At 34.1% G+C, this 15,031-nt stretch carries 10 protein-coding genes; 2 read left to right on the plus strand and 8 right to left on the minus strand.

The window, feature by feature from the left end:
• Positions 1 to 43 precede the first annotated feature (43 nt).
• Together V7O67_RS10170 and V7O67_RS10175 are read right to left on the minus strand one after the other, a co-directional pair.
• Entirely contained in the window at positions 44 to 718 is a 675-nt protein-coding gene (locus V7O67_RS10170; RefSeq protein ID WP_342304938.1) for a hypothetical protein, read from the minus strand.
• 29 nt (positions 719 to 747) lie between these two features.
• On the minus strand, positions 748 to 1,518 hold the full coding sequence (locus V7O67_RS10175) for a hypothetical protein (RefSeq protein WP_406669972.1): 771 nt from the start codon (positions 1,516 to 1,518) through the stop codon (positions 748 to 750).
• Between the two features lie 83 nt (positions 1,519 to 1,601).
• Here V7O67_RS10175 and V7O67_RS10180 point away from each other — a divergent pair, with 83 nt between their 5' ends.
• Positions 1,602 to 2,258 (plus strand): hypothetical protein, encoded by a 657-nt coding sequence (locus V7O67_RS10180; protein WP_342304936.1) that lies wholly within the window; start codon positions 1,602 to 1,604, stop codon positions 2,256 to 2,258.
• Between the two features lie 27 nt (positions 2,259 to 2,285).
• Here the strand turns inward: V7O67_RS10180 and V7O67_RS10185 are convergent, their stop codons facing one another.
• The 4 genes from V7O67_RS10185 to V7O67_RS10200 form a co-directional block, all read right to left on the minus strand.
• Positions 2,286 to 3,647 carry an McrC family protein gene (locus V7O67_RS10185; RefSeq protein WP_406669973.1) on the minus strand — a complete coding sequence of 454 codons (1,362 nt, stop codon included), beginning with the start codon at positions 3,645 to 3,647 and terminating at the stop codon, positions 2,286 to 2,288.
• Positions 3,610 to 5,295, minus strand: coding sequence for an McrB family protein (locus tag V7O67_RS10190; protein WP_406669974.1), 1,686 nt, complete (start codon positions 5,293 to 5,295; stop codon positions 3,610 to 3,612). Before V7O67_RS10190 ends, V7O67_RS10185 begins: the two co-directional genes overlap by 38 nt.
• A 160-nt stretch (positions 5,296 to 5,455) precedes the next feature.
• Positions 5,456 to 7,102: a TerB N-terminal domain-containing protein gene (locus V7O67_RS10195; protein ID WP_342304933.1), complete on the minus strand. Its 1,647-nt coding sequence runs from the start codon at positions 7,100 to 7,102 to the stop codon at positions 5,456 to 5,458.
• 101 nt (positions 7,103 to 7,203) lie between these two features.
• A complete protein-coding gene (locus V7O67_RS10200) occupies positions 7,204 to 7,647 on the minus strand; it encodes a hypothetical protein (protein ID WP_342304932.1) in 444 nt (147 codons plus the stop codon).
• A gap of 609 nt (positions 7,648 to 8,256) precedes the next feature.
• Here V7O67_RS10200 and V7O67_RS10205 point away from each other — a divergent pair.
• Positions 8,257 to 10,956 carry a DEAD/DEAH box helicase gene (locus tag V7O67_RS10205; RefSeq protein WP_406669975.1) on the plus strand — a complete coding sequence of 900 codons (2,700 nt, stop codon included), beginning with the start codon at positions 8,257 to 8,259 and terminating at the stop codon, positions 10,954 to 10,956.
• Positions 10,957 to 11,226: 270 nt separating this feature from the next.
• Here the strand turns inward: V7O67_RS10205 and V7O67_RS10210 are convergent, their stop codons facing one another.
• Both V7O67_RS10210 and V7O67_RS10215 read right to left on the minus strand, forming a co-directional pair.
• Positions 11,227 to 11,763 carry a hypothetical protein gene (locus tag V7O67_RS10210; protein ID WP_406669976.1) on the minus strand — a complete coding sequence of 179 codons (537 nt, stop codon included), beginning with the start codon at positions 11,761 to 11,763 and terminating at the stop codon, positions 11,227 to 11,229.
• Between the two features lie 55 nt (positions 11,764 to 11,818).
• The gene (locus V7O67_RS10215; RefSeq protein ID WP_342304929.1) at positions 11,819 to 14,875 is read right to left on the minus strand and encodes a hypothetical protein; all 3,057 of its coding nucleotides are present in this window, start codon (positions 14,873 to 14,875) and stop codon (positions 11,819 to 11,821) included.
• Between the last annotated feature and the right edge of the window lie 156 nt (positions 14,876 to 15,031).

Here is a 15,031-nt window from a genome sequence, read left to right on the forward strand (position 1 = left end):
ATTTAAACATAGTCTTTTTATTTCGATAACTAACGAATTATATCTAGGATTGAGCCTTATTCAAACGCTCTATTTTATCGTCATTGACATCATAGAAAAAGAAATCAACTCCATCAACAAGACCACCATACCTTTTTAACCACTCTTTAGGAACACGCTTATCATTTCCAAATATCAAAAACTTGTGTTTAGCTCCCGTTTTTTCCAAAAGCCACACATGTTCTGCAATGGTTGCAAACTTTGCTGGTGGCAAGGAAATTCCACGAACCATTGTATAGAATTTAGCATCTCCTACAATTTCATTGTCATCAGATAACATATCGAATATTTTAGGAACACCAGGATATTTTCCAGCAAGCAACTGTAATGAATAGTATTTAGACATAAAGATGCGGGCATATTCTTCGAATTCAGCTGCAGAGATGGATATTTCTTTTGGCGCATATTCTTCGTTTTGTTGTTTAACTTCCACGTGCCTTTTTTTAGTAAAAATTACAACTTGTGCATTTAAGTCAACGCTTGTATTCCACCCCATGCTTAACCAACCGTCGATTGCATGCGTATGTGAACCACCACTATTCGCCCACCAAGCCGGGTATTCTCTTGCTGATTTTGGGAGATTGAATCCCAAAATGTTCTCTACTTCCGCAAAAGTTAGTTTCATGACATCGTTTGCACTGTTCTGAAGGTAAACACCAAGGTTTGAATATTTTCCCATTTTCTTACTCCTTACATTGGGATTTGCATTTAATAGTAATTCCATATCTTTTCTAGTTCTTTTTTGTGAAATAGACTCGCATCATCACCTTGTAGTGAACCATCATATTTATCAAATAATTGAATCTGTCGGAAAAAGCCAGGTCCTGGAATTTTACTTTCTTTTCTAACTACCAAGGAAGACAATAAGGGTTCATTTTTTTCCATATTTTGAATTATCATAGGATTAAGTCCTTCTCTTACAAGGAGTCCTACACTACCTGGATTCAATTGTAGACCTAAGTAATTCAAGACTTGCTTGTATGTTGCTGTTTGTTGTTTTTTTGCAATATCAACCAAATAATGTTGTAGTTCTTCAAAATTGAGTTGTGAATTTTGGAGTTCGTTTTCTGATTTTCTGCAGACTATTTCATCCCACTTATCTTCATCCCACTCATCACTTTTCCAATCAAAGTCCCAAATTAACTTCAATTCTTCCGTATGTATTGTTCTTCGGTCAATGACATTTGATAAATCAATATCAAACATTGATTCCATTGTATCAAAAAACCCTTTTCCAGGAAGGCTTTGTTTTTTGTTGACGACCAGAGATGAGAGAATAGGTTGGTCTTTTTCAACATTATATTGAATCAAAGGATTAAGAATAGGATCTGTTAGTTGATTTTTTACAGTATTAGGAAACGTAGGTATTTTGTATGATTTCAATATATCGCTGTAACATATCGTACTGTGTTGTTTTGCGACTTCAATGAGCTTAGTATAGATTTCAAATGGTTTGATTGTAGAGGGCATGTCTATCAATAAAAGTTACTATTATACTGTATAAAAACAATGTGATACTTGTTTAACTTTGATTAAATATCAAAATAAACGAAGGGTTCAATATGGACAGGGTACAAATACTAAAACGTCTCGAAACACGTCTGCCTAGTTGTTCAAAGTTTGAAGAAATGGTGATAAAACATTTACAAGAGAACTATTTTGCTTTTGTGTATCAGGCTATGTACATACAGCTTGGATATAAGGAACGAAACAACAAATTCACGAATCAGGAATTTAAGGAACTTTTATCCAATAATAATTTTGTTGATTTCATTAATGAGGTTTATAGAACACATTTATCTTGGGAAGGAGTGAAAGAGGTCAAAAACCGTTTACAGCAGGTCGAAGACTTCGATGATTACGTAAGTTCCCTACAGGCTTTTGAATCCTGTGACCCTATAACGTACAAAAATGGAAAAGAGATTCAAAAAAATGCATTCAGTTTTGGCACGAAAATATTGCATTTCTATAATCCAGATGAAAATCCGATACTTGATTCCTTTGTAAGGACAAATCTCAAAATAAAGGGAGAAATGGACAAAGATCTCTGTATAGAGTTTCGAGAAGGTGCACGGGAATTTGCACAACTCCATCACGATTATTTTGTTTATTTTAATGAATCTGAGAACATTCGTCAAGAGCTAGCAAAAAGACATATGACAAGCGATTTCCCAATTATGGAGATATTTGATATGGCTTTGTATGAGCCTGAAAAATAGTTGTTTATGAGTCTTCACCTAGAACTTTCAGAAATACACATCCAACACCTGTCCCAATTTAAACTTAAGCCTCTCTTCAACACACAAATACCCATCAATTGACCAAAATGGAACGTCTACAGCCTTTATTCTAATGCATCCGTCCGTATCACCTTGTTTGACAACAAAAGTATAGTCCTCTGCCAATTCCTCAGATGTATTAGGATAGATGAGTAAAACCTTATCATTCCCTCTTCTATAAGCATAACTGACCATCTGATACATATCAGATTGAGAAATACCCTTCTTTGAATCTCCACTCTCCAAATCCCAGCGTGGTTTGTATTTTGTATCAATGATTATCTGTTCACCAGTTTCCTTGTTCGTGAGCAAAATATCATGTTGGAGGTTGAATGTTTTTGGATCATCATGTAGATAAAGGTCTGATTTTTGAGCTTCCACTTTAAACGTGTCACTAAAATGTTTTCGAATAAAGCCTGCTATGAACTCTTCAAAAATAAGCTCCATAGGGAATAGCAGACTCCAATTCTTCATATCATAGTTCTCATGTGAATATACCTGAGTTTCCAGTATCATACTGCAGATATGAACAATCTCTTCATAATCCCCGTATATGGGGGATATTTGGAAGCTCGAGAGTTGCGATGGGGAACATACCTGATCATCCACTTCATCCAACACAAAAATGATATCATTCAACAATCTCTGGGTTTCAGAAATCCTAGCTTCTGAAAGCAATAATCTAGTACAATATTTAATTGTACGATTCAGTGAATTGTCAAACACAAAAGGTTCATAATCACAATCTATCTGGTGATAATTGCAATATGAAATCAGATCCACATAACGGGTGAAATTTATTCGACCACGCGGTGTTTGTAAAGCCTCAGATACTTCTTCATAAACAGAATAAGGCTGGGTGCTTACAACTTCATGTATTTGATTTGCAAATAAGTAGATGATAAGTTCTGGCAATTCGTATATCTCACATTTATCAAGGAATGCCTGATTGAAAGGGAATTTCACTCTATTACAATAACTCAACCAGTAGAACAAATGACGATGCATGTGGTCTCTGCTAATATCAACAGTATTTTTGAAAATCTTGGGGAATATCTCTACCTTGAAATCCTCAAAATGAATGAAGCCTGCGTAGTTCCTTGCTCTGGCTAGATCCCCATCAAACATCAAAAAAGGCTGGTACTTTTTTCTCTTATTGAGAGAATCATCTTCTTTCTTAGGTGGCCAAACCTCTTTGTATTCTCTCCACAGAGAATACAAATAGGATTCAAGAGAAACTCGGTCAGGAACTTTGACCTTCTCATCGTATTCAAATATCTTTTTCATTGGTCTACTGCTGTATTTGCCAGTCGTATTGTTCAGTATCATATTTCACTGACCAACTGCTTCCTTTGAAGATTTCCTCAACAATATCGGTTTTACCTGAGAAGTATTCCATTAGAAGTGGTATCACCTTATTGCTAAGAACATCAGGTATACCAATACTGTTCATAAAATAGCCATGGCCTATCAGATAATCCGCTGATTTCTTGCGTTCATGTATCTCCTTATTTATATGTCTGAGAATGCTGCGCTTCTCATCCGATAATAATGTATAATCTGGGAAATATCCAATGAATTCGAAACGTCTTCTAAGTGCAATATCGATAAGGGCAATTGACTTATCAGCAGTGTTCATGGTTCCTATAAGATAAAGATTCGGAGGTACTCCAAAGACCTTATCTTCATTTGGAATATTGACCATCAGCTCATTATTAGCTCCTATGCGCTTATCTTCTTCCAGAAGCGTAATCAATTCACCAAAGACCTTTGATATATTGGCTCGGTTGATCTCATCAATTATGAGGACATATCTTTTGAGTGGAACAAATTTGCTTTTTTCATTTCCAATATGACCTTTTTTGACTAATTTATCCAACAACGGTCCATAATAAAATTCATTGACCTGTTTTAGGTCCATCTTTCCTTCATAAAGATTATGAAGTGCATCTATACTTAACCTGTCATTTTCTTTACCTGATTGTTTTCTGAAACCTAAATAATTAGGATAAAGTTCGGTAATCCAAAAAGACGAAGTGCCCGGGTAACTCTTTATTTCTATTTCTTCTTTTTCTTCTCTTTTAAGTGGCTCTACAAATTCTGCAAATACATTAAAAAACGGTCTGAAATTCTCTTTCGTTTTGTTTGCTTCTAAGTAGTTTTTTTCTGCCCTTTTACACATCTTGTAGAATATCCCTTCTGTTCTTCTGAATTTTAAAGAAGAGTCTTCAAAATCAGGACGGATACCTAACATAAAATCTTCATAACTGTAATTCTGGTGAAATGTAATGAACTCTATTTGTCCTTCTTCCCTTAAGTTATCAAACACTTTTTTATTTTCTTCATGACTTCTACGACTGCCAGTAATTATTTCAACTGCTCGGTCAATGGTGTTAAACGTTTTTCCAGTTCCAGGAGGTCCATAAAATATGGTATTGCAGGGAAATATTGGTATGTTTGTATCTTTTTTTACAGTTGTTATTTTATCGGATGCAAATCTGACTCCAAAATATGGCTTAAACAAAATTTCATTTGCTTCATCAAGTCTTTGAGGTAAAATTTCAGTTAACGTACTATTCCCGCTTGGGTAGATATGTTTCCTATTTCTCTTCAGTTCTTCTGGATACGGTTTTATTGCATCTTTTAGGTATTTAACCTCTCTGTAGATCCAAGGTTTTCCATCATTAGTGATATTTTTAGGAACATAGTTCCATCTACTAGATTCGATTCTCGCTATCGCAAAAAGTTCATTGGCTCCAATCGTTATATAAACATAATCCCCTTGCTCAAGTTCATTTTTAAATCTCTCACCTTGACCTCTTCCTGTTTCTTCGTGTAAAACAATCCATTTATTCTGTTTAAAGGTTTCAAGAATTTCAGAATCACTTTCTGTTTTAAATGAACCATGGGACATTTTGTATAATTTATGATTCCCAAGGGATATAGTTAATAATTTGTCTTGATTTCCATCATCCATTTCTAAATCTCCACGTTTTCATCTTTATAAAATTAATGAATTATACCCCCTTGTTTGAATAAATAACATTCACCGCCTCAAATTAGATACCATACTTTTTTTTGTATGGCTTATGTTGATCAGTGTTAACCAGTCATATTCAAAAGCTTACATTAAAAATCTAAATATGTTCTTGCAACACCGGTTGATAGCTACACATACACCAGCCAGGTTTCCCTTTCTCCATTTCATGAGTGCAGTCTATACAAGGCACTGGTTTTTCTTTTAATGTCTCTTCAATTGTTAATACTCGACCATTTAATTTTTTACATGTATCACAAGAACCAACTGAAGATATCTTTACCTTCTTGTATCCTTTTTGCTTCAAATCCATTAGCTCCATTTTTGCACTGTGCTGTAGATATGAAATGAACTCATTACCTAGTTTATAATGTAGCAATGCAAGTTTGAAATTTATACTCTTGAGTTCAAATAGATCCGTTTTCTCTAGTAAAAGATCTTTGTACATCCCAATACATGTCGAAACATATTGTTTTTTGCCCATTTGTTCATGCTTCTGGAAAAAATCGTCTTTTTCAATTCCATGTTCCTTTAAAGAATAGAATTCACTTGTAGCAAGTGCTTCATCTTCTGTAAGACAGGTAGATGGAAACAATATACGAGATGAACGCACGTAAATGTAATTGTCACAGTGCGAGCATTTCTTCTTCCTTTTAGGTGGTTTGTCAAGTTTCATATCACAATAGGGACAGATGAGGTCATAGCTGATCTCATAACCTACATTTTTATTCTCTGATACCTGGGGAACAGGCTTTATCCCTTCCTTTCGTATCTGAGCAAGTTTTTCTTTCAATTCATTATGTGTTGACGATAGCAGCTGCATAATCGAGTCTTTGAATTGCAAATTATCAATGATGGATGGCAAAATAGGTGATCTTGTATTAGATGGAAGAGACATATTTGCAAAAACCAGCTCATCTTTAAATTCAAAATCAGCGTCCAAAGCATAGATAGGGTACGTTCCAGTTCCAAATTCATTTTCTAGTTTTAAAGACAAAACTTCTTTGAACATATCTGGATATTGATTTATGTAACGCTTGTTTTTAAATCCAACAGAAGATGCCATGGCCACAATTTCATCTGGAGTAATATCTTTTTTCATCAAGTATTTAGCAATCAAGACCAAATTACCAGGATAATCACCATCACATGAAACAAGTGACCTCTCCAATGTGTCCTCATCCTTGTGCAAAATCGCTGCTAATAACAACGCACTTAATGAATATCCCTGGAATGAACTGTTTTTGTGATATTTACGTAGCAAAAGTATGACATCGACTGCATCTTTGTAATTACTGTATAAAAGATGTCTTTCAAGTCCATAATAAAAAATAAAAACATAACCAATATCCACTTGCTTTCGAACATCTCCCAACCAGTTCAGGTATACCCACCTTTGTTCAGAGCTTAGATTTTCATATGATGGATAATAACCAACACTTTCATTAACATCTATTGAAGAAGATTGCTTCACACGTAGTTTAAATGACAAAAGACTCGGTTCCATACTAAATGAAAATGTGATCCTGAACAGTTCATTTTCAAATAAGATATCGGTATCTTGTTCGGGATCATAGTTTTTGAATTTACCATCTGCAAACCATAGCAATTTGAAAATTTTGTCGTTGGATGTTAAACTATCAAAATACGTTGCAGGAACATTGCTGTTTAGAATATTATTTTCTATTATTACTTTTGTGGGCTTTTCACTAACCGTTTTCTTTTTGAAGATGTCAAATAATCCCATACTTACTTATCTAAATTAATTGGATTTTAATTTTGTTATTTTGTTATGTAATGTATAAAATGTTGCAATAGATATCGCAACCAACATTAACTAAAAATAAATTAATTCGTATTGAAGCTCGCTTCGAGTTCACGATATTTTTGGTCTTCCTTTGGTACTGGGAACTTCGTGCCAACTATTTTTTCAATCTCCAACCCAAGAGAATTCAGCAGACCATTTAATTCCCAAATACTAATCTTTAAATCTTTTTCAGAAGCAATTTTCTTTGCTTTCTCAGGCATTTTGATAATTTCATCGTAAAGGCCCGCATTCTTAGCATTCTTTACCATTAGCTCACCCGCTTTTAGCTTTCCTTTACTCTTGCCTTCTATTTTTAGACCCATATGCCGAAGCATCCCATTATATCTCCATTGTTTTAAATGCACCTTCCCTTTAAGCCCTGCGAACCTTGTCTCGTCACATAACTTGATAATAGGAACAAGTAAATCCAATTCTTTAGCTAAGTCTAACATTATCTTTCCAGAATTGTCATTTTCTCCAAACATGTGTTTCTCCATTTTGACAGCACATTACTTTTAGAATAGAATTATAGTCAATCATATTTAAGCTAATTTTTGTGACTAGTATATTTGATTATCTCTACATCTTACTTTTAAAAAAATACCATCATATCTAAAAAAACATATAACCAATGTAGCTTCTTTATTAATAAAATGGGGGTGATCTTCATTCATCAAAACATAAACGAATCATTCAAGTTTTCAAATCGGCACATCCCAATGGAATATGCGTGTGATTCTAACGGAGATGTTCTGTATATTACCCAGAGAGAAGAAACTGAAGCTGCTTCTGAGCTTTTCTGTTTGTTATGTGACAAAGAAGTAATTGCAAAGAACAAGCAAGATTTCCCAAAGAGAAGATGGCATTTCGCCCATAAAGCAAGTGGAGAAAAAGAACATTCACTAGAATCCATAATCCATCTAAATGCCACAATGAAGGTCTATGACATTTTAAGCTCAAAATTAGATTCAGGTGAATCCTTTATCTTCAATTTTAGATGCCCTCGATACGATATTGATCAATACTACAACAGAATTCCTTATCCTCTTGAACAAAAAGATGGGATCCGAACTTCTGACTCTTATACTTTTGACATGTTGAACAATGCAACAGCTATTGAATTAGAGAAACCATACTCAAATATTGTTCCAGATATTTCTATCTGGAATAATAACAAGATAATAGCTGCAATTGAGATTATCTCAACTCCTGATATAGGTCTTGAAAAAAGACAGTTATATAATAAACATAAGATTCCTGTTATTTTTATTGATGTCTCAATCATTGAAAACTACCTATATTTTGAAAAATCTTCATTTGATGAAGAAAGTATCATTTCTAATGTAATATATGCTGTAATCTTAAACAATACCTGCCAAAAGTACTGTGATTTTACCCATTTGCTCACTACTAAGAAAATGCTACTCGATCACTTCAAGAGAAAAGAAATACATGAGTCTCGAACTAAAGTAAATGAATTTCAGCAGGCATTTACTCTTATAACTGAGGAAATTCCAACAATTACTCTTCCTAAGGTTTTACAAGAGACACACAGAATTAGAATAGATTCTCTTTCTCTTCCCAGAGAAGCAATTGATATCTACACGAGTGCCGGTATTGAAGAATTGTATCCTCCCCAAAGTGAGATAGTAAACAAAGGTCTTTTGGAAGGAAATAATATCCTTGCAGCCATTCCAACAGCATGTGGGAAAACACTGGTTGCAGAGCTTGCTATGCTCAAACATGTTCTTAATGGCGGCAAAGCCCTCTACATTGTTCCTCTAAGAGCCCTTGCAAGTGAGAAGTATGAAAGATTCAAGGAATTCGAATCACTAGGCATAAAGACGGGAATCTCTACCGGAGAACTTGAGTCAAAAAGCGAACAACTCGGCAAGAATGATATCATCGTTTGTACTTCTGAGAAAACAGACTCAATGCTTCGCAATGGTACAACGTGGCTACAAGACTTATCCATTGTTGTTGTGGATGAAGTCCATCTCCTGGGAGATTCTCTAAGAGGTCCTACCGTAGATATTGTTATCACAAAGCTAAGGAGTATCCCAAACCTACAGATAGTCTCTCTTTCTGCCACAATTGGAAATGCTGAGGTTCTTGCAGAATGGTTAGATGCTGAACTTGTTGTCAGTGAATGGCGACCAACAATACTGAATGAAGGAATTGCAATCGGCAAAGCAATGAACTTCTTTACCGGAGAAAATCTTCACCAAGAAAAAATAAAGCATGATACAAAGGACATTAGTGCAAATATTGTCCTTGATACAATAGAGCAAGGAGCTCAATGTCTTGTCTTTGAAAGTAGTCGAAGAAATTGTGCAGGCTTTGCTAAGAGATTCTCAAATATTAAGAATCAGGAACAAAGAGCAATAAATGCGTTGTTAGATAGTGATACCAAGAAAGAACTCGCTGTAATTGCCGATGAGGTTGAACTGTCAAGTAATACCGGTGAAGCAAAAATCCTTGCAGACTGTATTCGTAACGGTTCCGCATATCATCATGCCGGTCTTAATGCCACTCAGAGAAAACTTGTAGAAGAAGGATTCAAGAACAACTTGATCCAGGTAATTTCCTGTACACCAACCTTAGCAGCGGGTATAAATCTTCCAGCACGAAAGGTTATAATTCGAAATTATTCCCGTTTTAATCCAGAATGGGGTATGGTTCCTATTCCTGTTCTTGAATATAAACAAATGGTAGGAAGAGCAGGCCGACCACATTTAGATCCAGAAGGTTTTTCTCTACTTCTTGCTAAAGAAGCTGGCGATATAGATGAACTAAAAGAAAAATATATCTTCGCAACAGCAGAAGATATCGATTCATACCTACGTGATGAATCAATTCTACGCAGTCATGTACTCGGAATCATAAGCAGTAGTTCATCGATATCACAACAAGGTATCATTGAATTCTTCCTAAGAACATTCTCTGCACATACCGGCGATGATAATGAATTTATCGAAAGTATCTGTTCGTGTATCGAATTCCTTCAAAATCATGAAATGATAACAAATGAAAACAATCTTCACATGCCTACCAAGCTTGGACTATTGATTTCCCGGATGTATATTAATCCACTGGCTGCAGCAATTATCACTGAAAAATTGGAATATGCAAAGCAATCAAACATGAAATTAACAACTCTCTCTTTACTCCAATTAATATGTATAACCGATGAAATTAGACCTGTTTACATAAAGAACAATGAATTGGCAGAGTATTCATGCATTGCCCTAAAGATCAAAGAAGACATTATCTTTCCCCCAGATGAGCATGCTGATCTTTCTTATGAATATCAATCTTATCTTGAATCATTAAAGAATACCTTAATCTTAAAAGACTGGATAAATGAAGTTGATACTGAAGTCATTGTTGAAAAATACTCTACCGGTGAAGGAGACCTTCATAATCTATCCAGTGGCGCAGCAAGAATTGCTTCTGCAATCAATCGAATTGCCGCTCTTCGAGAATATGATATCCCTTTTAATGGACTTGATACTCGTTTGGAATATGGGGCAGGTCCTGAACTTGTTGAGCTCCTTAAAATAAAGAATGTAGGAAGAAAAAGAGCTAGGTTACTATATACAAATCATGTCAGGTCTGTTGAAACATTAAAAGCTTGTTCTTTTGAGCAAGTAGCCAAGCTGCTCGGTGAAAAGATAACCTTAAAGATATTCAAGCAACTGTCGATGCCAGTACCATCCAGTGTGGAAAACTCTATTCAAGCCGCAATAAAAAACTCTGCAATTGATGCTCAAAAATCCCTCTTTGATTTTTAAATATACGTCATTTCTTTGTATATTGATTAGAGCTAAAAAAGCATCAAGGCTAATTAGAAAAAATAATGAAATATACCCTTCAACCATGTCTGCTTAGCTAAAAATAGTGAAATCAATCACTTAGGCGGTATATCCTATTATTACTGTGAAAAATAAACTAAAATACTCCATTAATCTCTTTACATAGCCATATGCCTTCCTAAATGGTGAAAGATACCATCTTCAGCCCCCTACTACCAAATCGTTTCCTGTTCTTATCTTTCAGGAAAGCTAATCCATATCTACTAATAACTGCTCTAATTTATCAATTGTATTTTCAGTAGCAAAATGCAAGATGCCGATTCCACCTGCTTCTTCCCAACTTTTAATATTTTGAGTATTATCGTCTATAAGAATACAACTAGTGGAAGAATACATCTTTTTATCTGAACGCCTGCAGATAATAGCTTTATCTGCAAAGTCCTTGCCAATCTCTCTGGCCAACCATTCATATTTTCCTTTTCTGCTGAATTTTGCTACGCTTCCTCTTTTAGGATTTGGATGTGCTGAAAGGATTGTTGTATTGTAATTCAGTAGATAATCAACAAGCTCTCTACCATCTTCTTTCCAAGACATCTCTGACCAAAAAGTGATTTCCTGGGATTCGATTATCTTCCAGAACTCATCTCTGTCTGAACTGTGCAATTTGATAAGTCCAGAAGAAATACTGTTGCAGGCATTATCAAAGTCGGTGATTACATTGTCCATATCAAGGTAAATCCTGTATTGGATATTGGTGTGAAATGGAACATTTATTTTACTAGTCATGATAATTGATGGAGAATTTTATTATTGCTTTCTTGTTTTGGATATGAACAATGATTCAATAGAATACATCAATGAGATTATTTACTTGTTCAACAATGATTTTTCGATCTTTCATTATTTCATCCATTGCTTTAGATGTATAATGCGCTGAACCATTCCTATAATTTGAAACTGTTTTGCATGATTCGAATACTATATTTTTTTTCTTGTTAAATCTAGCCAAAAAATAATTATTTGCCTCTTCTGCGATTGGGTTAAAGCTGTACTTTTTGCAATCATCAAAGACGTATGGCCAAGACCCTAAAGTTATAGTCATATCTTTTTTTCCAAGAATATTTTTCAAACTAGCAGGTAAATTCCTGAAAAGATCACCAGGGATTGGGAATCCATGTTTTTTGTGAATTTTTTTCCTCAAATTTATAGAAACTTTTTTGTGAAGAAGGCTTTCCACCCCTTTTCCATAACTTACCAAAGCTATTGTAAAATCAAATTCATCCTCATTAACTGACTTAGGAATATCCAACACTAGACGCTCTGCACTCATAAAGAATTTTTTAACATCGCCATCTTTAATTTTATTAAAATTAATTGTGTCTTTCTTTAAATGATTGTATTTTTCTTTAAGCTTTTCAAGACCGGGATAGTCAGTTTCTATTTCCATTGCTTTATCGATTGACTTTTCAGCATTCTTGAAGTCTAATAACTGCTCATAATTTAAGCCCAACTTCTTCCATATCTCTGGGAATTGAGAATCAATATTAAGTGCATCTCTTAGATATTTTATTGACTTATCATGCATGCCCAAGTCAAAATACATATGAGCAGTATATTCATTTGCTGAAAGCTTATACCCTTTATCCGCACTTAGCTGTTCAATTGACTTTTCAGAAAGAAGAAGTGCCTCCTCTACCAACCCTTTAGTAAATAAGACATCACATGCAATACAAACGATGTCATGATGAATGCTTGGTTTGGACAATTTAGTGCTATAGTCCAAAATATGATCTAAAACTTCTTTAAGCACATTCGATTTCTTTATGGGAATTAAGTTATTAATGCACAACCTAATAGCTGGAGGGAGAATTTCAATTGCTTCAATTTCTTCTTCTAGTGTAAATTCCTGTTCAATATCATCAACTTCTTGCTTACACTTATCTATAGAACTCAGAGTCTTGATGAGAGGCAAAATTGCATTTAAAATATTTTCAAGACCTTTCTGATTGTTGTCTTGCTGGAAATCAATGGAAGCTAAGTAAAGGTATGATTGAGTAACTATCTTTTTTTCAGAGGATAATATCAATTTGATAAAATCTTTTTTTGCTTCTGAAAAATTACTTTGATTATATTTAGAAATAGCAAGATTTAATTTAATCTGCTCATTTTCTTTAATCTTTAGTGCCATATTCAGATATTCGGCTTCACGTTCAAATTGGAATGAATTTCTTAGAGATTCTGCAATTGCTGCAAGCCTATAGTGGTTTTTGTTTTGTTCTTCTTCACGCAACTTTTTATCATCTAGTTTTTCTGCAGTCCATGAAAAGTACTTATCAATTTGAGTTATTCGTTCTTCCGCTTTATCTACAAGATCATTTCTTTTATTTTCTCCTAAAGAAACAATATCATGCAAACATTCATATTCCCAATCAAACTGTTCAGTTCTTCTATATGTGCAAGCAAGATTCCACATCAAGCTTAACTTTTCAGCTTTGTTAGCTCTTTCAATTCTTTCTCTAGCATTGTTAATGTGATCTTCAGCATCACCATTACCAAGCAGAAAATCCATTTCTGCCATTCTCAGCAGTGATAACGTAGTTACAATACGAGGATTTTCGTATTGTTCAAAAGTTTTTCTACCTCCCTTTCTTTTCCTTTTATTGACTCTAAGCGTTTTAGATGAAAAATCAAATAGTTCCTCATATGCAGAATATGCCTTTTCAAATTCCATTTTATCTCTATTGATGTCACCTAATTTACTAAGGTATCCTGCTTTTTTGTAGTCATCTTCAGTATTTTCATTTAAAAATGCATATGTAGTTTCAGCAACATCAAAAAATTTATTCAAGTACATTCTATCTGCAAATAGCTCCAAAGACAGAATCGTTCTATTTTTCTGAGTGAAAGTAGCAAGATAATCAGTTAATTTCTGGCTGTCTAATGTATATGTACCATTCAATAGTTGTTGCTTTTCTTTCAAAGACAGAGAGTTGAACCATATTACAGAGGTGATTGAAAATGCATCCGCTAAAAACTTGATGTACATTAATGAAATTTTTAGCTCAGATAATTCATCAACTATTCCAATGTCATAATCGGCCAATATTTTTATCAGTTTTTCTTCAAAACCCAAAGTCAAAATATTGATTGCTAATTGCCATTCTGCATTTGCCGGATTTGAACTGTAATATTCAGAGTTTGCAATATTTTCCGATAAATATTTTAGAAATTCAAAATTTTCTTTTTTTTCAGTATCTGAATCCCAATAAAACTCCCCCTTCCTTGAAAAGTAATCAAGATCGAAATGACTTGTTTGATATTCCTGCATTACATCACGAATAGCATTTGCTGCTTGATCATCTTTGGTTTCAAGAGCAATTTCATATCGTTGATTGAAATATTCAATACTTTCATTTAGGCTTCTCATGTGCATTTGGGAATATTCTTCAAGAAAATCCTCTTGTTTAATATTAAAAAGCCCATCCCCACGTTCTTCAAAGACAATAGGAAGGCGAAATGTGTGTTTCAAATCCTTATCTACAATTTTTTTCTTTTCCTGATTATTAATCGATGAATAAGGATTGAATATTTTGTTTACATCGTAATATGAACCATCCAACAATAATTTCTGGATGTAAAGAGCAGTATTTTGGATAGCATTTACATCTTTTTTTATTATATCATAAACATGTAAAGAAAATCCTGGATCTCTTCCTCTTCTAAGAAGAAACATGTTTTGAAGAATACGATGCTTACCAATCTCTTTGCGACTATCATCGTCTGCTTTATTGATAATTGTGTACAAATGCTTTCTTGAATCGATGTTATAAGATTCCCATAAAAAATACTCAACTACATTTTTCTCAAATTGCATTTCCAACATTCCCTGTAAATCCATACAATAAACACTGTCTAATTATTTAATTATATTTGTTTAAAAACAAACTAATGACTTAATCATCTTAGGAGAATGTTTTTCAACTTTTCAGCAGCATCTTCGCCCATCTCAACTACATGAAGTCTTATTCCATACTTTTCTGAGATATCTGCAGCT

Source organism: Methanolobus sp. ZRKC4, from assembly GCF_045291305.1.
Lineage (GTDB): Archaea > Halobacteriota > Methanosarcinia > Methanosarcinales > Methanosarcinaceae > Methanolobus.

What these genes read in the sequence shown, in the direction of transcription:
- V7O67_RS10195 (WP_342304933.1), bottom strand. Translation starts at nt 7,102, where the DNA reads ATGGGATTATTTGACATCTTCAAAAAGAAAACGGTTAGTGAAAAGCCC.
- V7O67_RS10210 (WP_406669976.1), bottom strand. Translation starts at nt 11,763, where the DNA reads ATGACTAGTAAAATAAATGTTCCATTTCACACCAATATCCAATACAGG.
- V7O67_RS10205 (WP_406669975.1), top strand. Translation starts at nt 8,257, where the DNA reads ATGTTGAACAATGCAACAGCTATTGAATTAGAGAAACCATACTCAAAT.
- V7O67_RS10170 (WP_342304938.1), bottom strand. Translation starts at nt 718, where the DNA reads ATGGGAAAATATTCAAACCTTGGTGTTTACCTTCAGAACAGTGCAAAC.
- V7O67_RS10200 (WP_342304932.1), bottom strand. Translation starts at nt 7,647, where the DNA reads ATGTTTGGAGAAAATGACAATTCTGGAAAGATAATGTTAGACTTAGCT.
- V7O67_RS10180 (WP_342304936.1), top strand. Translation starts at nt 1,602, where the DNA reads ATGGACAGGGTACAAATACTAAAACGTCTCGAAACACGTCTGCCTAGT.
- V7O67_RS10215 (WP_342304929.1), bottom strand. Translation starts at nt 14,875, where the DNA reads ATGGATTTACAGGGAATGTTGGAAATGCAATTTGAGAAAAATGTAGTT.
- V7O67_RS10185 (WP_406669973.1), bottom strand. Translation starts at nt 3,647, where the DNA reads ATGATACTGAACAATACGACTGGCAAATACAGCAGTAGACCAATGAAA.
- V7O67_RS10190 (WP_406669974.1), bottom strand. Translation starts at nt 5,295, where the DNA reads ATGGATGATGGAAATCAAGACAAATTATTAACTATATCCCTTGGGAAT.